The 18,517-nt window shown below is 61.8% G+C and carries 19 protein-coding genes; 17 read left to right on the forward strand and 2 right to left on the reverse strand.

Annotation, left to right across the window (positions count from 1 at the left end):
• The first annotated feature begins 98 nt into the window (after positions 1–98).
• The 17 genes from rpsB to FB598_RS14845 all read left to right on the forward strand — a co-directional run bounded on the left by rpsB (position 99) and on the right by FB598_RS14845 (position 16,744).
• Positions 99–842 (forward strand): 30S ribosomal protein S2, encoded by a 744-nt coding sequence (gene rpsB, locus FB598_RS14765; RefSeq protein ID WP_141915339.1) that lies wholly within the window; start codon positions 99–101, stop codon positions 840–842.
• A 140-nt stretch (positions 843–982) separates the two neighbouring features.
• Positions 983–1,870 carry a translation elongation factor Ts gene (tsf, locus tag FB598_RS14770; protein ID WP_141915337.1) on the forward strand — a complete coding sequence of 296 codons (888 nt, stop codon included), beginning with the start codon at positions 983–985 and terminating at the stop codon, positions 1,868–1,870.
• 276 nt (positions 1,871–2,146) lie between these two features.
• The gene (pyrH, locus tag FB598_RS14775) at positions 2,147–2,863 is read left to right on the forward strand and encodes a UMP kinase (RefSeq protein WP_141915335.1); all 717 of its coding nucleotides are present in this window, start codon (positions 2,147–2,149) and stop codon (positions 2,861–2,863) included.
• A 127-nt stretch (positions 2,864–2,990) separates the two neighbouring features.
• The gene (frr, locus tag FB598_RS14780; RefSeq protein ID WP_141915333.1) at positions 2,991–3,551 is read left to right on the forward strand and encodes a ribosome recycling factor; all 561 of its coding nucleotides are present in this window, start codon (positions 2,991–2,993) and stop codon (positions 3,549–3,551) included.
• A 193-nt stretch (positions 3,552–3,744) separates the two neighbouring features.
• A complete protein-coding gene (gene uppS, locus FB598_RS14785) occupies positions 3,745–4,503 on the forward strand; it encodes a polyprenyl diphosphate synthase (protein ID WP_141915329.1) in 759 nt (252 codons plus the stop codon).
• Positions 4,503–5,330 carry a phosphatidate cytidylyltransferase gene (locus FB598_RS14790; RefSeq protein WP_141915327.1) on the forward strand — a complete coding sequence of 276 codons (828 nt, stop codon included), beginning with the start codon at positions 4,503–4,505 and terminating at the stop codon, positions 5,328–5,330. Before uppS ends, FB598_RS14790 begins: the two co-directional genes overlap by 1 nt.
• 25 nt (positions 5,331–5,355) lie before the next feature.
• Positions 5,356–6,528 carry a 1-deoxy-D-xylulose-5-phosphate reductoisomerase gene (gene ispC / locus FB598_RS14795; RefSeq protein WP_141915325.1) on the forward strand — a complete coding sequence of 391 codons (1,173 nt, stop codon included), beginning with the start codon at positions 5,356–5,358 and terminating at the stop codon, positions 6,526–6,528.
• Positions 6,525–7,898: an RIP metalloprotease RseP gene (gene rseP, locus FB598_RS14800; protein WP_141915323.1), complete on the forward strand. Its 1,374-nt coding sequence runs from the start codon at positions 6,525–6,527 to the stop codon at positions 7,896–7,898. Before ispC ends, rseP begins: the two co-directional genes overlap by 4 nt.
• 191 nt (positions 7,899–8,089) lie before the next feature.
• Complete coding sequence (bamA, locus tag FB598_RS14805) at positions 8,090–10,465, forward strand: outer membrane protein assembly factor BamA (protein WP_141915321.1); 2,376 nt, start codon at positions 8,090–8,092, stop codon at positions 10,463–10,465.
• An 89-nt stretch (positions 10,466–10,554) separates the two neighbouring features.
• A complete protein-coding gene (locus FB598_RS14810; protein WP_255464044.1) occupies positions 10,555–11,028 on the forward strand; it encodes an OmpH family outer membrane protein in 474 nt (157 codons plus the stop codon).
• Positions 11,029–11,171: 143 nt separating this feature from the next.
• Positions 11,172–12,239 (forward strand): UDP-3-O-(3-hydroxymyristoyl)glucosamine N-acyltransferase, encoded by a 1,068-nt coding sequence (gene lpxD / locus FB598_RS14815; RefSeq protein WP_141915316.1) that lies wholly within the window; start codon positions 11,172–11,174, stop codon positions 12,237–12,239.
• Positions 12,232–12,714, forward strand: coding sequence for a 3-hydroxyacyl-ACP dehydratase FabZ (gene fabZ / locus FB598_RS14820; RefSeq protein WP_141915313.1), 483 nt, complete (start codon positions 12,232–12,234; stop codon positions 12,712–12,714). Before lpxD ends, fabZ begins: the two co-directional genes overlap by 8 nt.
• Before the next feature lie 134 nt (positions 12,715–12,848).
• Positions 12,849–13,637, forward strand: a complete 789-nt coding sequence (lpxA, locus tag FB598_RS14825) for an acyl-ACP--UDP-N-acetylglucosamine O-acyltransferase (protein WP_141915311.1) — start codon at positions 12,849–12,851, stop codon at positions 13,635–13,637.
• Complete coding sequence (gene lpxB, locus FB598_RS14830) at positions 13,621–14,796, forward strand: lipid-A-disaccharide synthase (protein WP_141915308.1); 1,176 nt, start codon at positions 13,621–13,623, stop codon at positions 14,794–14,796. The genes lpxA and lpxB overlap by 17 nt, the downstream gene beginning before the upstream one ends.
• 46 nt (positions 14,797–14,842) lie before the next feature.
• Positions 14,843–15,466, forward strand: coding sequence for a ribonuclease HII (gene rnhB / locus FB598_RS14835; protein WP_141915306.1), 624 nt, complete (start codon positions 14,843–14,845; stop codon positions 15,464–15,466).
• 10 nt (positions 15,467–15,476) lie between these two features.
• Positions 15,477–16,268, forward strand: coding sequence for an RNA methyltransferase (locus tag FB598_RS14840; protein ID WP_141915304.1), 792 nt, complete (start codon positions 15,477–15,479; stop codon positions 16,266–16,268).
• A 2-nt stretch (positions 16,269–16,270) separates the two neighbouring features.
• Complete coding sequence (locus FB598_RS14845) at positions 16,271–16,744, forward strand: DUF6314 family protein (RefSeq protein WP_141915301.1); 474 nt, start codon at positions 16,271–16,273, stop codon at positions 16,742–16,744.
• Positions 16,745–16,862: 118 nt separating this feature from the next.
• Here the strand turns inward: FB598_RS14845 and FB598_RS14850 are convergent, their stop codons facing one another.
• Together FB598_RS14850 and FB598_RS14855 are read right to left on the reverse strand one after the other, a co-directional pair.
• Positions 16,863–17,204 (reverse strand): hypothetical protein, encoded by a 342-nt coding sequence (locus FB598_RS14850; RefSeq protein WP_141915298.1) that lies wholly within the window; start codon positions 17,202–17,204, stop codon positions 16,863–16,865.
• A 135-nt stretch (positions 17,205–17,339) separates the two neighbouring features.
• Positions 17,340–18,194 (reverse strand): pyruvate, water dikinase regulatory protein, encoded by an 855-nt coding sequence (locus FB598_RS14855; RefSeq protein WP_141915296.1) that lies wholly within the window; start codon positions 18,192–18,194, stop codon positions 17,340–17,342.
• Positions 18,195–18,517 lie beyond the last annotated feature (323 nt).

Raw genomic sequence — 18,517 nt, forward strand, 5'->3', positions numbered from 1 at the left:
GAAATGTATTTTTGAAACGCGAATCCGTTCGCCAAAGGGTGTCTGGCTGCATGAGCCGGATGACCGAGCGGATTCCAGACCTAACCCTGGAGAAATTCATGTCCGTTACCATGCGCGAAATGCTGGAAGCCGGTGTCCACTTCGGCCACCAAACCCGCTTCTGGAACCCCAAGATGGCCCCGTTCATTTTCGGTCATCGCAACAAGATTCACATCGTCAACCTGGAAAAGACCCTGGGCATGTACCAGGAGGCGCAGAAGTACGTGCGTCAACTGTCGGCCAATCGCGGCACCATCCTGTTTGTCGGCACCAAGCGCCAGGCGCGCGAAATCCTGGCCGCCGAAGCGCAACGCGCCGGCGTGCCTTACGTCGACCAGCGCTGGCTGGGCGGCATGCTGACCAACTTCAAGACCATCAAGACCTCGATCAAGCGCCTGAAGGACATGGAAGCCGCCATCGAAGACGGTTCGGTCGAGAAGCTGTCGAAGAAGGAAGCGCTGCTGTTCAGCCGCGAAAAGGAAAAGCTGGAAAAGTCCATCGGCGGCATCAAGGATATGGGCGGCATCCCTGACGCGATCTTCGTGATCGACGTCGGTTACCACAAGGGCGCCATCACCGAAGCCGCCAAGCTGGGCATCCCGGTCATCGGCGTGGTCGATACCAACCACTCGCCCGAAGGCGTGACCTACGTCATCCCGGGCAACGACGACTCCGCCAAGGCGATCGCGCTGTACGCCCGCGGCGTGGCTGACGCCGTGCTGGAAGGCCGTGCCAATGCCGTCAACGAAGTGGTCGAAGCCGTCAAGGGCGACGAGTTCGTCGAGGTCAGCGAACAGGCGTAATTCCGCTTTCGCTGGTGCAGTACAAAAAGGGGTGACAGCGATACGCGCAGTGGCCCCTTTTTTTTGAGTCGATTTTTGAGCTAATGTTGGATCAAGGCGCGTTGCCCCAGGCGGCGCGCCATCAAGTCAGGAGAAATAGTATGGCGGCAATTACCGCAGCACTGGTAGGCGAACTGCGCGCAAAGACCGATGCGCCGATGATGGAATGCAAGAAGGCGCTGACCGAGGCCGACGGCGATCTGGTCAAGGCTGAAGAGATCCTGCGCGTCAAGCTGGGCAGCAAGGCATCCAAGGCTTCCTCGCGCATCACCGCCGAAGGCGTGGTTGCGACCTACATCAACGGCAATGTCGGCGCCCTGATCGAAGTCAACTGCGAAACCGACTTCGTGACCAAGAACGAAGAATTCATCGGCCTGGCCGAAGCTGCCGCCAAGCTGGTCGCCGAGCAGAACCCGGCCGACGTGGCCGCCCTGGGCGCCTGCAAGCTGCCTGACGGCAAGACCCTGGAAGAACTGCGCACCGAACTGATCGGCCGCATCGGCGAAAACATGTCGTTCCGCCGCTTCCAGCGTTTCGAGTCGGCTGCCAAGCTGGTGTCCTACCTGCACGGCACCCGTATCGGCGTGGTCGTCGAGTTCGACGGCGCCGACGTGCAAGTCGGCAAGGATGTGGCAATGCACATCGCCGCCATGAAGCCGGTGGCCTTGTCGTCCGAGCAAGTGCCGGCCGACCTGATCGAGAAGGAGCGTTCGGTTGCCTCCCTGAAGGCGGCCGAATCCGGCAAGCCGGCCGACATCGTCGCCAAGATGGTCGAAGGTTCGGTGCAAAAGTACCTGAAGGAAGTGTCGCTGTTCAACCAGGCTTTCGTGAAGAACGACAAGCAAAGCGTCGAGCAGATGCTCAAGGCCGCGAACTCCACCGTGAAATCCTTTGTGATGTACGTGGTGGGCGAAGGCATCGAGAAGAAGCAGGACGATTTCGCTGCCGAAGTGGCAGCGCAAGTGGCTGCGGCGAAACAAGCCCAGTAAGCGTTGTAAAAGAAAGCGGGCCGAGAGGCCCGTTTTTTTAAGCCCGGCCGGAACTTTTGAGGTGGGCGGCATCTATTGTCATGGCCTTGGCTGAACCGTATGGGGCAGCAGCGGCGATAGGTGTTAATCGGTTGTTGCGGGAACAATGGCGCAGCAGTACAGGCATGCAAGTGTCCGCATTTTTTCGCGACGGGAACGCGCCATCCCGTCCAGGCGAAAAAGGGCGGGCCAATCAACAAGCAATAATTCAAATCGGATAGAACACGGAGCCCTGCAATGACAACACCTGCTTATAAGCGAGTACTCCTCAAACTTTCCGGCGAAGCACTGATGGGCGACGACGCCTACGGTATCAATCGTGCGACCATCGAACGCATGGTCGCGGATGTGGCAGAAATCAGCAAACTGGGTGTCGAACTGGCCATCGTCATCGGTGGCGGCAATATTTTCCGCGGCGTGGCGCCCGGCGCGCAAGGGATGGATCGGGCGACTGCCGACTACATGGGCATGCTGGCCACCGTCATGAATTCGCTGGCCCTGGCCGATGCCATGCGCCAGGCCGGCCTGACCGCCCGCGTGATGTCGGCCATCGGCATCGAACAGGTGGTCGAGCCCTACGTGCGCCCGAAGGCGCTGCAATACCTGGAAGAGGGCAAGGTGGTGGTATTCGCCGCCGGCACCGGCAACCCATTCTTCACCACCGACACCGCGGCGGCGCTGCGCGGTTCGGAAATCGGCGCCCAGATCGTGCTCAAGGCCACCAAGGTGGACGGCGTCTATACCGCCGACCCGAAGAAGGATCCGTCGGCCACCCGCTATGCCTCGATCTCGTTCGACGAGGCCATTGCCAAGCACCTGCAGGTGATGGATGCCACCGCATTCGCACTGTGCCGGGACCAGAAGTTGCCGATCAAGGTGTTTTCGATCGTCAAGCCGGGCGCCCTCAAGCGCGTCGTGATGGGCGAGGACGAAGGCACGCTGGTACACGTCTGAGAACCTCGCAAGGTTCCGTGCATCGGCGGCAAGCAAACCGGCCACGCGCCGGCATTCCCGTTTACAATGCCCCCGCATCGGGCATTTGCATTCAAGATAAGTTATTGCATCAGATTAGGAGAGCAGCATGAGTGTCGCTGAGGTCAAGAAGAACAGTGAACAGAAGATGAGCAAGTCGATCGAGACCTTGAAGGCCAACCTGGCCAAGGTTCGTACCGGCCGCGCCCATACCGGCCTGTTGGATCAGGTGATGGTGGACTACTACGGCAGCCCGACCGGCCTGTCGCAAGTGGCCAACCTGACCCTGATCGACGCCCGCACCATCGGCGTGCAGCCGTACGAAAAGAAAATGGTGGGCGCGGTGGAAAAGGCCATCCGCGAGTCCGACCTGGGCCTGAACCCGGCGACCCACGGCGAACTGATTCGCGTGCCGATGCCGGCGCTGACCGAGGAACGCCGCAAGGAAATGGTCAAGCTGGTCAAGAGCGAGGCCGAGGACGCCAAGATCGCCATCCGCAATATCCGCCGCGAAGGCAACGAAAGCCTGAAAAAACTGGTCAAGGACAAGGTGGCCTCGGAAGACGACGAGCGCCGCGGCCAGGATGAAATCCAGAAGCTGACCGACAAGTTCGTCGCCGAGATCGACAAGCTGGTGAGCGAGAAGGAAAAGGATGTGATGACGGTGTAAAGGCCGTCGTGCAGGGCTTGCAAGCGGTTGCCGTAGCACGGCGCCGCGTGCCGCAGCAATAAAAAACAAAGGAAAGGTGCGGCGCAGCAGCCGGCGGGGGCGGGAAGAATGCCCGGTTCCCCGGTTTGTCAAAGTTTGCTTGGCCGCGCTACTATGGTGCGGCCGAACGCCATTAATGCACTAAAAAATTTTCATGAAGCATCAAAGCTCAACTCTTGCGGTTCCGGACATTTCCGCGGTTCCGCGTCATATTGCCATCATCATGGATGGCAATGGACGTTGGGCAACCAAGCGCTTCCTGCCGCGCGTGGCCGGCCATGCCAAAGGCGTGGATGCGGTGCGCGCCATCGTCGAGGCCTGCGCCGTGCGCGGCGTCGAATTCCTGACCCTGTTCGCGTTCAGTTCCGAGAACTGGCGCCGCCCCGCCGACGAAGTGTCGGTGCTGATGCGCCTGTTCATGACGGTGCTGGAGCGGGAAGTCGGCAAGATGGCGGTCAACGGCATTCGCCTCAAGATCGTCGGCGACATGAGCCGTTTCGATCCCAAGCTGCAGGAAATGGCGCAGCGGGCTGAGGCGCAAACCGCCGATAACCACCGCCTGACCCTGACCGTATGCGCCAACTACGGCGGCCGCTGGGATGTGATGCAGGCGGTGTCGGGCATGGTCAAGGACAACCCGGGCGCCTGCGATTTTTCCGAAGAGCAGCTGGCGCCTTACCTGGCGATGGCCTATGCGCCCGAGCCGGACCTGTTCATCAGGACCGGCGGCGAACAGCGTATTTCCAATTTCCTGTTGTGGCAACTGGCGTACAGCGAACTGTATTTCACCGATACCTTTTGGCCGGACTTCGATGCCGCGGCGCTCGACCTGGCCATTGCCTCGTACCAACAACGCGAGCGCCGTTTCGGGCGCACCAGCGCGCAAGTGCTGGACCAGAAAAAGGCTTCCTGATGCTCAAGACGCGTGTCATCACGGCGTTGATCCTGCTGGCGATCCTGTTGCCCGTCCTGTATTTCGATTATTTCCCCGCATTTGCGATGGTGGTGCTGGTGTTTTTTGCCGCCGGCGCCTGGGAATGTTTTCGCCTGTTCAAGAGCCCGCGTCCCGCGGTGTGGGCAGTGGCGTGGACGCTGGCGTTCAGCGTGATCCTGTTTTTCAGCGGCCTGCCCAGCGTGCGCCCGCTGTATGTCCTGTGCGTGCTGTTGTGGGCGATACGTTTCGTGCCGGCGCTGGGCCTGGGCCTGCCCAAGGCCGAGGCGTTCGCCAACCGGTTGCTCAATGGCACCTACATGCTGTCCATCCTGGGCTGCTTTGTCGCCATCGTCGACTTGTTCCTGCGTTCGCCGCTGTACTTGCTGTCGGTGATGGCGGTGGTCTGGGTGGCCGACATCGGCGCCTATTTTGCCGGCAAGGGCTTCGGCCGCCACAAGCTGGCGCCATCGATTTCCCCCGGCAAGTCGTGGGAGGGCGCCATCGGCGGCTGGCTGGCGGTGCTGGTGATCTCGGCTGCGGTGGTGATGTCGGTCGGCCTGGGCGAGACCTTCCAGCTGCATCTGTATGACCGTTGGGGTTGGCTGGGCTTCGTGGCGGTGCTGAGCGTCATGGTCGTGGCCAGCGTGGTGGGCGATCTGTTCGAATCGCAACTCAAGCGCCGCGCCGGCATGAAAGACAGCAGCAACCTGCTGCCCGGCCATGGCGGCGTGCTGGACCGTATTGACGCGCTCATCCCGGTGCTGCCGCTGGCGGCGCTGATCGACCTCTGGCTGGCGGCAGCCTGAGCGTCTTAATAAATCCGGAAATCTCATGCAGTCCATCAGTATCCTTGGCTCCACCGGTTCCATCGGCGTTTCCACGCTAGACGTCATTGCGCGCCATCCCGAGCGTTACCGCGTCTATGCCTTGAGCGCCCATGCGCGCGTGGCCGAACTGGCGGCGCAATGCGAACGCTTTCGCCCGCAGGTGGCGGTGGTGGGCTCGGCCGCGGCCGCCGGCGAATTGAGTGCGTTGCTGCGCGCCAAGGGATTGCCGACCGACGTCGCCCATGGCCCCGAGGCATTGTGCGATATCGCCTCGGCGCAGGGCTGCGATATGGTCATGGCCGCCATCGTCGGCGCGGCGGGCTTGGCGTCGACCCTGGCCGCGGCCAGGGCCGGCAAGAAGATCCTGCTGGCCAACAAGGAGGCGCTGGTCATTTCGGGCCAACTGCTCATGGATGCGGTGGCGGCGCACGGCGCCTGCCTGCTGCCCATCGACAGCGAGCACAATGCCATCTTCCAATGCTTGCCGCCGGGCTATACCCGTTCAATGCAGGCGCACGGCGTGGAAAAGATCCTGTTGACCGCATCCGGCGGCCCGTTCCTCATGCGCGATGTCGCCACGCTCGACGAGGTGACCGTGGAAGAAGCGGTGGCGCACCCGAAATGGGTGATGGGGCGCAAGATTTCGGTCGATTCGGCCACCATGATGAACAAGGGGCTGGAAGTGATCGAGGCGCACTGGCTGTTCGGCGCGCCGGCCGACAGGATCGAGGTGGTGATCCACCCGCAAAGCGTGATCCACTCGATGGTCTCGTATGCGGATGGTTCGGTGCTGGCGCAACTGGGCAATCCGGATATGCGTACCCCGATCGCCTCGGCGCTGGCTTATCCCGACCGCATCGCATCGGGTGTGGCGCCGCTGGATTTGGCGCAGATCGCCCAGTTGTCGTTCAGTCAACCCGATTTCAGCCGTTTTCCCTGCCTCAAACTGGCGTATGATGCCTTGCGCGCCGGCGGCACGCTGGCTGCGGTATTGAATGCCGCCAACGAAGTCGCCGTGCAAGCCTTCCTCGACCGCAAGATCGGGTTCAGGATGATCGACCAATTGATCCAGCGGGTGATGTCCGCGATTCCCAACCGGCAGGCGGCGGATGTCGGCACGCTGCTGGAGCAGGATGCGGCCGCCCGCGCCCATGCCGAGGCCTTGATTTCACAATGACATTGCTGCATACCCTGATCGCGTTTTTCGTCGCGCTCGGCACCCTGGTGGTAGTGCATGAACTGGGGCACTACCTGGTGGCCCGCTGGTGCGGCGTCAAGGTATTGCGTTTCTCGGTAGGCATGGGACGCGTGGTCTGGTCGCGCCGGTTCGGCCGGGACCAGACCGAATGGGCCTTGTCCATCCTGCCGCTGGGCGGCTACGTCAAGATGCTCGACGCGCGCGAGCAGGATCTGGAAGACATCCCCGAAGAAGACCTCAAGCGCGAATTCACCCGCCAGTCCGTATGGCGTCGCATCGCCATCGTGGCGGCCGGCCCGGCGGCCAATTTCCTGCTGGCGATCCTGCTGTTCGCAGGCCTGTACATGCATGGCGTGCCCGAACCGGTGCCCACGCTGCGCGCGGCGGCGGAATCGACGGCAGCTTACCAGGCAGGCTTGCGCGGCGGCGACCGCATCACGGCCATCAACGGCGAGCCGGTGCTTGTGTGGTCGGAGGTGCGCTGGCAACTGATGCAAGCGGTGCTGGAAAAGGCCGATGCCCGTGTCGATGTCGAGCGCCCGAATCCGAACGGGCCGGGCAAGCTGCTCAATACCGTCACGTTGCGCCTGAATGAAATCGGCAGCGGCGACCTGGAAGGCGACTTCCTGGCCAAGCTGGGACTGGCGCTGGCACGGCCGCCGGCGGTGCTGGGCAAGATCCTCGACGGCCCGGCCAAAGCGGCCGGCCTGCAAGCCGGGGACAGGATCATCGCGGTCGACGGCGAGCCGGTCCCGGACGGCCTGGCATTCGTTGAAAAGGTGCGCGAGTCCGCGGGCAAGCGCCTGGTGCTGCATGCCGTAAGAGGGACTTCCGCCTTCGATGCGGCGGTGGTTCCCGACAGCGTGGCCGACGGCGCGTCCGGCAAGCAGATCGGCCGCATCAAGGTTGAAGTGCCGCTGGCGCCGGAGATGGCGACCATCAGCGATGGCCCGCTGGAAGCGGTGGCCAAGGGCGCGCGCCGCACCTGGGACACCAGCATCATGACGGTCAAGATGATCGGCAAGATGATCGTCGGCCAGGTGTCGTGGAAGAACATCACCGGCCCGATCACCATTGCCGATTATGCGGGCCAGACAGCTCGCATCGGGCTGGTCAGCTACCTCAGCTTCCTGGCTTTTATCAGTATCAGCCTGGGCGTGATGAATCTCTTGCCGATCCCGGTTTTAGATGGCGGTCATTTGCTGTATTATGCGCTGGAGATTTTGACAGGGCGGCGCGTTCCCGAGCGGTTTGGGGAAATCGCGCAGCGCGCCGGCCTGGGAATACTGATGGCACTGATGCTTGTGGCTGCATTCAACGACATCGCGCGCCTGATGTTTCAAGGATAAATCCGGGCTGTTGCAGGCTTTGGCGGGTCAAATCGCCAAGGTTTGCAAGAAAGACCGGATTTTTTACATTTGCCGGCCAACCCCCATGGCAGCTGTTAAGCAATTGGCAATGGATCTGGAATCCGTTTTCAATTGCTTGCCAGCATCTTGTCAGGCAGTGCCGAGGCGAAAACACTGTTGATGAACGATAGATGAAAATACACCCTGCGCACCATCCCATTCCGACCTTTTCCCGTCGCCTGATCGCAGCCGCCGCATTCGCCCTGTGCTCCAGCCAAGCCATGGCTGTGACGCCGTTCGTGGTCAAGGACATCCGTGTCGAGGGTATCCAGCGTACCGAGGCCGGCACCGTCTTCAGCTACCTGCCGGTGCGCGTGGGCGACACCTTCACCGATGAAAAGGGCACGGCGGCGATCAAGGCGCTGTACGCCACCGGTTTCTTCCGCGATGTGCGCATCGAGTCCGAAGGCGATGTGCTGGTGGTGCAGGTGGTCGAGCGCCCGGCGATTGCCAGCGTCGACTTCTCCGGCATCAAGGAATTCGACAAGGAACAGCTGACCAAGGCGCTGAAGGAAATCGGCGTGGCCGAGTCCCGCATTTTCGACCGCTCCCAGGTCGACCGCGCCGAGCAGGAACTCAAGCGCCAATACCTGTCGCGCGGCCTGTACGGCGCCAAGGTCTCGACCACCGTGACCCCGGTCGAGCGCAACCGCGTGGCGATCAGCTTCACGGTGGATGAAGGCGAAGTCTCGCGCATCAAGCAGATCAATTTCGTCGGCAACAAGGTGTTTTCCGACGGCACGCTGCGCGACCAGATCAAGCTGACCACGCCGGGCTGGTTCACCTGGTACACCAAGGCCGACCAGTATTCCAAGGAAAAGCTGCAGGGCGACATCGAAACCCTGCGCTCGTACTATCTGGACCGCGGCTACCTGGAAATGCAAGTCGAATCCACCCAGGTATCGATCACGCCGGACAAGAAAGACATCTACATCACCGTCAACATCAAGGAAGGCGAGAAGTACACCGTCTCCGATATCAAGCTCGAAGGCGAGATGTTCGGGATGGAACAGGAGCTGACCTCGCTGGTGCAGTTGAAGAAGGGCGACATCTATTCCGGCTCCAAGCTGACCGACAGCACCAAGAAGATCGGCGAGCGCCTGGGCAACTTCGGTTACGCCTTCGCCAACGTCAACGCCAACCCGAATGTCGACCGCGAGAAGAAGGAAGTGGCCTTCACCATCATGGTCGATCCGGGCAAGCGCGTGTATGTGCGCCACGTCAACATCGCCGGCAATACCAAGACCCGCGATGAAGTCATCCGCCGCGAATTCCGCCAGTTCGAGGATTCCTGGTACGACGGCGAGAAGATCAAGCTCTCCCGCGACCGCGTGGACCGCCTGGGCTACTTCAAGGAAGTCACGCTTGAAACGCCGGAAGTCCCTGGCACCAGCGACCAGGTCGACGTCAATATGAAGGTGGAAGAAAAGCCGACCGGCAACATCATGCTGGGCGCCGGCTTCTCGCAATCGGACAAGCTCAGCCTGACCGGCTCGATTTCGCAGGAAAACGCCTTCGGCAGCGGCAACACCGTCGGCGTGGAAGTCAATACCAGCTCGCGTTATCGCACGATCTCGGTGTCGACCACCAATCCGTACTTCACCGACGACGGCATCAGCCGCACCTATGAAGTCTATCTGCGTACGATCCGCCCATCGGTGTATGCGACCGGTGATTATCGCGTGAAGACCCTGGGCGGCAGCGTCAAGTTCGGCGTGCCGTTCTCGGAACTGGATCGCGTGTTCTTCGGCGTGGGCATCGAAAATACCGACGTCAGCACCGACACCACCAGCCCCTCGCTATATCGCCAGTATGTGCGCGATTTCGGCGGCGCCGGCGGCGCGGGCTGCGATGTGACCTCGACTAGCAACAATTGCGGCGTCGGCAGCGCCCGCACCACCAGCATCCCGCTGACCATCGCGTGGCAACGCGACGGCCGCGACAGTGCGCTCGTGCCGACCACCGGCCAGTACATGCGCGCCAACATGGAAGTCTCGTACCTGGGCACGCTGAAGTACTACCGCGCCAGCTACCAGCACCAGTATTTCCAGCCTTTCTTCAGCAAGGCGGTAACGCTGGCGCTGAACGGTGAACTGGACTACGGCCGCGGCATCGGCAGCAAACCCTACCCGGTGTTCAAGAACTACTATGCCGGCGGCATCGGCACCGTGCGCGGCTATGAGGCATCGTCGCTGGGCAGCCTGAAGGACCAGTATGGCGACTCGATGGGCGGCGCCTCTCGTTTCTACGCCAATGCGGAGTTACAATTCCCGTTCCCGGGTTCGGGCCAGGATCGCACTTTGCGCTGGTTCACGTTCTTTGACGGCGGCAACGTCTTCGCCGACGGCCAGAACATCAAGTTCAACGACTTGCGCTATTCTGCCGGTGTCGGCATCAGCTGGGTGTCGCCGATCGGCCCCTTGAAACTGAGCTTCGGCAAACCGTTGAACCTGAAGGATGGCGACAAGTCCCAATCCTTCCAGTTCCAACTGGGTACCGGCTTCTGAGTGTGAAGCGGGCATCATTGAATTTTGTAATACGGAGAACAACCTTGAAGTTCATTACCAAATCGTTTCTGTCCCTGCAAGCCATCGTGATGGCTGCTGGCCTGATGAGTGCTTCCGTTGCGTACGCGCAGGAAAGTTCGAAGATCGCCTTTGTCAGCACCGAGCGCATCTTCCGCGAAGCCGCGCCGGCCAAGGCTGCGCAAACCAAGCTGGAGCAGGAATTCGCCAAGCGCGACCGCGAACTGCAAGACATGGCCGCACGCCTGAAGGCGCAGTCGGACAAGCTGGACAAGGATGCCTCCGTGCTGTCGGATTCGGATCGCGCCAAGCGCCAGCGCGACCTGTCCGACCTGGACAAGGAATTCCAGCGCAAGCAGCGCGAGTTCCGCGAAGACCTGAACCAGCGCCGCAACGAAGAACTGGCCGTGGTTCTGGAGCGCACCAACAAGGTGATCCGCCAGATCGCCGAAGCTGAAAAGTACGACATCGTCTTCCAGGAAGCCGTGTACGCCAGCAAGCGTATCGACATCACCGACAAAGTGCTGAAAGAACTGGCAAAGTAATCCGTTTGCCATGAATGCGGGCGCGAGGGCGGAGACGTCTTCGCGCCCGCATGCCAATTGATGTTCCGTTTGTCCGCGCCAGTTCAATGGCGGACGGCGGCGATCGTGTTTTCCATGCAACGCATATCATTCGGAAGGCCAAGATGAGTATTCGGCTGGAGCAATTGGTCGAGCGCTTGGGCGGGCAGTTGAAGGGCGATGCGGACGTTGAAGTCCTGGGCATCGCACCACTGGACGCCGCCGGCTCCTCCCATATCACGTTCCTTTCCAATCCCAAATTCCGGGCCCAGGCCGAGCAGACGCAGGCTGCCGCGCTGATCCTGTCCGAAGCCGACGACGCCCAAGTCCAGTCCTATGCCGGGGCGCGCATCGTCACGAAGAACCCTTACGCCTATTTCGCCCGCGCGGCGCAGTTGTTCCAGCGCCTGGACGAGGTGGCGCCGCCGGCCGGCATCCATCCCGGCGCAGTGGTCGACCCGGCTGCCAACGTCGCTGCCAGCGCCGTGATCGGTCCGCTGGCCGTGATCGAAGCCGGCGCGGTGATCGGCGAGCGCGCGCGCATCGACGCCGGCAGCTTCATCGGCCGCAACGCCAAAGTCGGCGACGACACGCATTTCCATGCCCGCGCCACGCTGCACCACGCTTGCGAAATCGGCGCGCGCGGCATCGTGCATTCGGGCGCGGTCATCGGCGCCGATGGTTTCGGTTTTGCCAACGAAGCCGGGCAATGGATCAAGATCCCGCAGGTCGGGCGCGTGATGATTGGCGATGACGTCGAAATCGGCGCCAACACCACCATCGACCGCGGCGCGCTGGCCGACACCGTGATCGAGGAGGGCGTCAAGCTCGACAACCAGATCCAGATCGCACACAACTGCCACATCGGCGCGCATACCGCGATTGCCGCCTGCGCCGGCATCGCCGGCAGCGCCAGGATCGGCAAATATTGCTCGATCGGCGGCGCGGCCATGATCCATGGCCATATCACCATCGTCGACCGGGTGCATGTTTCGGCCGGCACGCTGGCGCTACGCTCGATCCTGGAACCGGGGCAATACACCGGCTTCTACCCCATCACCGAACACCGGGATTGGGAAAAATCCGCCGCATTGGTGCGCAATCTGGGCACGATGCGTGAGAAAATCCGGGCGTTGGAGAAAACGCTCAAATCGCTTACAGCCAATCCAGAGAATCAAGAAGAGAATGAATAGCCCCGATATCAAAAAAGTCCTCGATATCAACGAGATCAAACAATACCTGCCGCATCGCTATCCGTTGCTGCTGGTGGACCGCGTGCTGGATTGGGAAAGCGGCAAGACCATTACCGCCATCAAGAACGTGACCGTCAATGAAGAGTTCTTCAACGGCCACTTCCCGCACAAGCCGGTCATGCCCGGCGTGCTGATGATCGAGGCGCTGGCGCAGACCGCCGCGCTGCTGTCCTTCCTGACCGAAGGCCGCAAGCCCGATGAAAACACCGTGGTCTATTTCGTCGGCATCGATAACGCCCGTTTCAAGCGTCCGGTGGAGCCGGGCGACCAGTTGAAGATGCAAGTCGAGATTACCCGCCGTGCGCGCGGCATCTGGAAGTACACGGCGGTTGCCACGGTGGATGGTCAGGTGGCGGTCGAAGCCGACCTGATGTGCACCATGCGCAGCGCCGCCGACGCCAGCCAGAGCGCCTGACCGGGGCCGCCAAACCGCACATGGAGGGCCCGGCCGGCGATCGCATGCGATCCCGCCGGGCCTGATTCATTGGGCATGGCAGGATCGCAAGCCCTCAAGAGAACATCAAGCGAACATCAAGCGAATAACAGGATATGTCGAAGATTCATCCTACCGCAGTGATTGCACCGGGCGCCCAGCTCGATTCCTCGGTCGAGGTCGGCCCGTATGCCGTGATCGGCCCCGATGTGCGCATCGGCGCGGGCACCCGCATCGGTGCCCATGTGGTCATCGAAGGGCATACCACCATCGGCCGCGACAACGAGATTTTCCAGTTCGGCTCCATCGGCGCCGCGCCGCAAGACAAGAAATACGCGGGCGAACCCACCACGGTCGAGATCGGCGACCGCAACACCATCCGCGAATTCGTCACCTTCAACCGCGGCACGGTGCAGGACGCCGGCGCCACCCGCATCGGCAACGACAACTGGATCATGGCCTATGTCCACCTGGCGCATGACTGCCAGCTGGCCAACAACATCATCCTGGCCAACAATGCCACGCTGGCCGGCCATGTCCATCTCGGCGATTACGTGTTCCTGGGCGGTTTCACCACCGTGCACCAGTTCTGCCATATCGGCGCGCATGCGATGACCGCCTTCACCGCCGCCGTCAGCCAGGACGTGCCGCCTTTCGTTACCGCCGCGGGCAACCGCGCGGTGCCGGCCGGCATCAACAGCGAAGGCCTCAAGCGGCGCGGTTTCACCAGCGAACAGATCATGGAGATCAAGCGCGCTTACAAGGTGGTTTACCGCTCCAACCTGCCGCTGGAAGAGGCCCGGCAGGAACTGGCGAGCATGGAAGCCAAATCGGCTGCATCGGCCGGGCATATCCGCCTGCTGCGCGAATTCATCGAAGCCTCATCCCGTGGCATCATCCGCTGAACTGACGCGCAAGCAATCGATCGCCCTGGTGGCCGGGGAGAGTTCCGGCGACCTGCTGGGCAGCCGCCTGCTGGCGGGCCTGCGCGAACGCCTGCCGGATGTGCGCTTGCATGGCATCGGCGGCGAACACATGATGGCGCAAGGCTTTACCAGCGACTGGCCGATGGACAAGCTGACCGTGCGCGGCCTGTTCGAAGTCATTCCCCGCTATCGCGAAATCAAGGGCATCCAGCAGGCGCTGCGCGAGCGGTTGCTGGCCGAGCGGCCGGATGTCTTTGTTGGCGTCGATTACCCGGGCTTCAACCTGGGCCTGGAAGAGCAACTGCGCAAGGCGGGCATTCCTACCATCCATTTCATCGGTCCCCAGATCTGGGCCTGGCGCGGCTGGCGCATCAAGAAGATCGCGCGCGCGGTATCGCACATGCTGGTGATCTTTCCTTTCGAGGAAAGCATTTACCGCAACGCAGGCATTCCGGTCACCTATGTCGGCCATCCGCTGGCCGAAGTGATCCCGATGCAGCCCGACATGCCGGCGGCGCGGGCGCGGCTGGGACTGAAGCAGGATGCGCGCGTGGTCGCCATCTTGCCGGGCAGTCGCATGGGCGAGTTGAAGCAGAATGGCGACGGTTTCCTGGCGGCGGCGCGTTTGCTGCGGCAACGCGAACCCAGCCTGCAGTTCGTCACCCCGATGGCGGGCGAGCGGCAGATGGCCTTCTTCCTGGAACAGATCCGCCTGGGCGGCTATGAAGACCTCGATGTCAAGGTCGTCGCCGGCCAGTCGCATTCGGCCATGGAAGCGGCCGATGCGGTGCTGGTGGCTTCTGGCACGGCATCGCTGGAAGTGGCCTTGTACAAGAAGCCGATGGTGATCTCCTACAAGGTCATGTGGGCCTCGTACCAGATCATGCGCCATATGGGGTATCAGCCATGGGTCGGGCTGCCCAACATCCTGGCGCGCGAGTTCCTGGTGCCGGAGCTGCTGCAGCACGACGCCACGCCGCAAGCGCTGGCCGATGCCATGTGGCGCCAACTGGACGACCATGCGCAGCAGCAACGGCTGGCGCGCCGCTTTACCGACATGCACCATGCGCTGCTGCGCGACACCAGCCGGGAAAGCGCCAATGCCGTGTGTGAAGTGATCGGCGCCCGCGCCAGATAGCAAGGCGGCGCATGCCGTCTCATTGTTTTAAAGAAAGAAGACCATCATGCCCAAAGCGGCGCCCCAGACGTTGTCCCTGTTCGATTACGCCGGCGAGATCATGTGCGGTGTCGACGAGGCTGGCCGCGGCCCGCTGGCCGGCCCGGTGTTCGCGGCCGCCGTGATCCTCGATCCGGCGCGCCCGATTCCGGGATTGCGCGACTCCAAGAAGCTCAGCGAAGCCGCGCGCGACAGCCTGGCGCTGGAGATCAAGGCCAACGCCATCGCCTGGGCCATCGCCTCTTGCAATGAACAGGAAATCGACGAACTCAATATCTTGCACGCCAGCATGCTGGCCATGCGGCGCGCGGTCGAAAGCCTCGCCACCCAGCCCACGCTGGCGCTGATCGACGGCAACCGTTGCCCGGTCATGAGCATCCGCAGCGAAGCCATCGTCAAGGGCGACGACAAGGTGCCGGCGATCTCGGCGGCATCCATCCTCGCCAAGACCGCGCGCGATGCGGCGCTGATGGTGTTGCACGACACCTATCCGCATTACGGCTTCGACCGCCACAAGGGCTATCCGACCGCCTTGCATCTGGAACGCCTGCGCCTGCATGGCGTCTCGCCGGTGCATCGCCGTTCCTATGCCCCGGTCAGGGCCCTGCTGGCGGTGCAAGAGCGCGCGTGAGGCCGATCGCATGAAACTCATCACCTCCAAAGACAACCCGCTGTACAAGGAACTCAAGCAACTGGCCGCCAGCAGCCAGGCGCGGCGCCGCGCCGGACAGACGCTGCTGGACGGCGTGCACCTGGCGCAAGCCTGGCTGCAGCATCGGGGCGCGCCGCAGCTATGCGTGGTGGCGGAAAGCGCCCAGCGGCATCCGGAAGTTGCTCCCATCCTGGCTGAATGCGAACGCAACCGGACGCAATGCCTGGTTCTGAGCGACAACCTCTACGGTGCGCTCAGCCAGGTGGAAAACGGCGTCGGCCTGCTGTTGCTGGTCGCCACGCCGCATCCCGAGGCGCCGCAGGCACTGGAACAGTCGGCCGTGCTGCTGGACGGCCTGCAGGACCCGGGCAACCTCGGCTCGGTGCTGCGCAGCGCCGCGGCGGCCGGCATCGGCCAGGTATTCTGCTCGGCGGGCACCGCCGCGGCATGGTCGCCCAAAGTCCTGCGCGCCGGCATGGGCGCGCACTTCGTGCTGGACATCTACGAGAACGCCGACCTCGAACGCCTGTGCGCCGGCAGCAAGATCCCGGTGCTGGCCACCAGTTCGCATGCGGCCCAGACCATCTACCAGTGCGATCTGGCCGGCGCGGCAGCCTGGCTGTTCGGCCACGAAGGGCAGGGCGTGTCGCCGCAGTTGATGGAGATGGCTTCGCAGGAAGTGGCGATTCCGCACCTGGGCCAGATGGAGTCGCTCAACGTGGCGGCGGCCGCCGCCGTGTGCTTCTTCGAGCAAGTGCGCCAACGCCAGGATCGGGGATAAACATGGAGCGGACGCGGCCGGATGACGTCTTCTTGTTGCCGGCGTTCTTTCAGGGAAGCTGGCGCTTGCAGCGCCGCATGCGGGACGACATACAGGCAGTCTCCGGTACCGCGCATGGACGCTGCGTGTTCCATCCCGCAGGCGATGGCATCTTGCAGTATCGCGAAGAGGGGCGTCTGTTGCTCGATGGCGCCGCCGCGCCGCTGGGGTTTCGCAGGGCGTTCTTGTATACCTTTGCCGATGAGGTGGTCAGCGTCGCCTTTGACGATGGCGATCGCATCGGACTGCATTATCAGGCGTATCGCAGGAAGGGCAATGCGCTCGTCCCTGTCGGGCCTCACCAATGTGGGGCCGACGCCTATTCGGCGCATTATCGTTTGCTGGGCGAGAATGAATTCGAGATGGAAACGACGATCGACGGCCCAAGCAAGAAGAGCCGCCTGTACACCCGTTTCACTCGTGAAGAGGCGGCATAGTCGCTCATGCCGCCGATGGCCGATGCAAATAAGTTCGTTGAGTAAAAATGCCGCCCGGAAATTTCTGGGCGGCATTTTTTCTTGTCGGTTGGGATCATTCCATCAATCCCGTCTCGGGTCAGTAGATCTGTTTGGCCGGCGCATCGGAGTTCAGGTGGCCAGCTGCAATTGCCGCAGCACAGTTGGTGTAGCCTGCGGCATTGACTTTTCCACTGGAGGTGAAGCCGACGTAGAAGTCGGTGCGCCGGCCCATCCTGTCGAGTTCATAGTCGAAGCATTCCGAAGTGCCGTTACGCACCGGCGTGCGCTTTGCCGGTTGGCGAAGATCCAGCATATTCTGCTTGGTGGTATTGGCCCTGAAGGCAGTTGAAGCAACTGGATCCGAGACAAAATTGCCGTGCATTGTCCCGCATCCAGCCAAGGTTGCTGCTGCCAGGGCCAATATAGCGAATCTGTGCATAAAATCTCCAATGACGAGGTGAATGTCGGAGTCTGAAATTGTATGCACGAGAAAATTGCAGTAATTATAAAAGATGGGGATTTTTCAAAAAGATGTCGAGAATCATAAAAAACATTATCGGCGCGAATCCTGTCCTCAGCGCGGTTCCGGCTTGATTTCCTGCAGGATCGTCGCCGCGATCTCTTCGATCGACTTGGCGGTCGACGACATCCAGCGGATGCCTTCGCGGCGCATCATCTTTTCCGCCTCATTGATTTCATAGCGGCAATTTTCCAGGGAAGCGTACTTGCTGCCGGGGCGGCGTTCATTGCGCACCTCAGCCAGGCGTTCCGGGGCGATGGTCAGGCCGAAGATCTTTTTCTTGTGCACCACCAGGCCGCTGGGGAGCTTCTCGCGTTCGAAGTCTTCCGGGATCAGCGGATAGTTGGCCGCCTTGATGCCGAACTGCATCGCCAGGTACAGGCTGGTGGGCGTCTTGCCCGAGCGCGACACGCCCACCAGGACCACATCCGCTTCCGACAGGTTCTTGTTGGACTGGCCGTCATCGTGCGCCAGCGAGAAGTTGATGGCTTCGATGCGGTTCTTGTATTCCTCCGAATCGGCGGTGTTGTGGCTGCGGCCGATGGTGTGGGTGGATTTCAGCCCCAGTTCCTGCTCAAGCGGTTCCACAAAGGTCTGGAACAGGTCCATGTGCATCGCCTTGGCGTTGCGGATCACGGCCGACAGTTCGGACTTCACCAGGGTCGAAAAGACGATCGGCAGCTTGCCGTCGACCTGGGATGCCTCATTGATCTTGCGGGTGGCGTCGTGGGCCTTGTCGACGGTATCGATAAAGGGCAGGCGCACCTGCTTGAAGCGCAGCTCGAACTGGCTCAGTACCGAATGCCCGAGTGTTTCGGCGGTGATCCCGGTGCCGTCGGAAACGAAGAACACGGTGCGGTTGGCGGCAATGGCAGGCGCCGGGCGCGGGAGAGGCATGGGATCGAGCATAATGTTGTCGGAAATAAAGATAAAAAAAGGGCGCTGCAATGAACAAAAATGGTTTCACGCGGTACAATGCCCGGCAACTGATCGAGCAGCCCATCCTGAATGACCATCCATCGCCTGCGTAATTTGACCGAGTATCTTGCGATGTTTGCATTGGCAAACGTCCTCGGCGCATGCGCGCGTTGCTTCCGGTCCCTGGGTTCGTCTCTCATGCCGCCATTGTTGCCGCCGTCGTCGCAGAATAACAAAAATCAACAGACGCATGCTGCGCCCGCGAAGATTTCTTATCATCAAGCTAGGGGTTGTCATGTCCAACGCAGCAAATA

Source organism: Herbaspirillum sp. SJZ106, assembly GCF_006715495.1.
In the GTDB taxonomy this organism is placed as follows: Bacteria; Pseudomonadota; Gammaproteobacteria; order Burkholderiales; family Burkholderiaceae_D; genus Herbaspirillum.

Bases quoted from the DNA above. Each gene is read 5' to 3' on its own strand.
- rpsB (WP_141915339.1), top strand. From the start codon at position 99: ATGTCCGTTACCATGCGCGAAATGCTGGAAGCCGGTGTCCACTTCGGC.
- tsf (WP_141915337.1), top strand. From the start codon at position 983: ATGGCGGCAATTACCGCAGCACTGGTAGGCGAACTGCGCGCAAAGACC.
- pyrH (WP_141915335.1), top strand. From the start codon at position 2,147: ATGACAACACCTGCTTATAAGCGAGTACTCCTCAAACTTTCCGGCGAA.
- frr (WP_141915333.1), top strand. From the start codon at position 2,991: ATGAGTGTCGCTGAGGTCAAGAAGAACAGTGAACAGAAGATGAGCAAG.
- uppS (WP_141915329.1), top strand. From the start codon at position 3,745: ATGAAGCATCAAAGCTCAACTCTTGCGGTTCCGGACATTTCCGCGGTT.
- FB598_RS14790 (WP_141915327.1), top strand. From the start codon at position 4,503: ATGCTCAAGACGCGTGTCATCACGGCGTTGATCCTGCTGGCGATCCTG.
- ispC (WP_141915325.1), top strand. From the start codon at position 5,356: ATGCAGTCCATCAGTATCCTTGGCTCCACCGGTTCCATCGGCGTTTCC.
- rseP (WP_141915323.1), top strand. From the start codon at position 6,525: ATGACATTGCTGCATACCCTGATCGCGTTTTTCGTCGCGCTCGGCACC.
- bamA (WP_141915321.1), top strand. From the start codon at position 8,090: ATGAAAATACACCCTGCGCACCATCCCATTCCGACCTTTTCCCGTCGC.
- FB598_RS14810 (WP_255464044.1), top strand. From the start codon at position 10,555: ATGGCTGCTGGCCTGATGAGTGCTTCCGTTGCGTACGCGCAGGAAAGT.
- lpxD (WP_141915316.1), top strand. From the start codon at position 11,172: ATGAGTATTCGGCTGGAGCAATTGGTCGAGCGCTTGGGCGGGCAGTTG.
- fabZ (WP_141915313.1), top strand. From the start codon at position 12,232: ATGAATAGCCCCGATATCAAAAAAGTCCTCGATATCAACGAGATCAAA.
- lpxA (WP_141915311.1), top strand. From the start codon at position 12,849: ATGTCGAAGATTCATCCTACCGCAGTGATTGCACCGGGCGCCCAGCTC.
- rnhB (WP_141915306.1), top strand. From the start codon at position 14,843: ATGCCCAAAGCGGCGCCCCAGACGTTGTCCCTGTTCGATTACGCCGGC.
- FB598_RS14840 (WP_141915304.1), top strand. From the start codon at position 15,477: ATGAAACTCATCACCTCCAAAGACAACCCGCTGTACAAGGAACTCAAG.
- FB598_RS14845 (WP_141915301.1), top strand. From the start codon at position 16,271: ATGGAGCGGACGCGGCCGGATGACGTCTTCTTGTTGCCGGCGTTCTTT.
- FB598_RS14850 (WP_141915298.1), bottom strand. From the start codon at position 17,204: ATGCACAGATTCGCTATATTGGCCCTGGCAGCAGCAACCTTGGCTGGA.
- FB598_RS14855 (WP_141915296.1), bottom strand. From the start codon at position 18,194: ATGCTCGATCCCATGCCTCTCCCGCGCCCGGCGCCTGCCATTGCCGCC.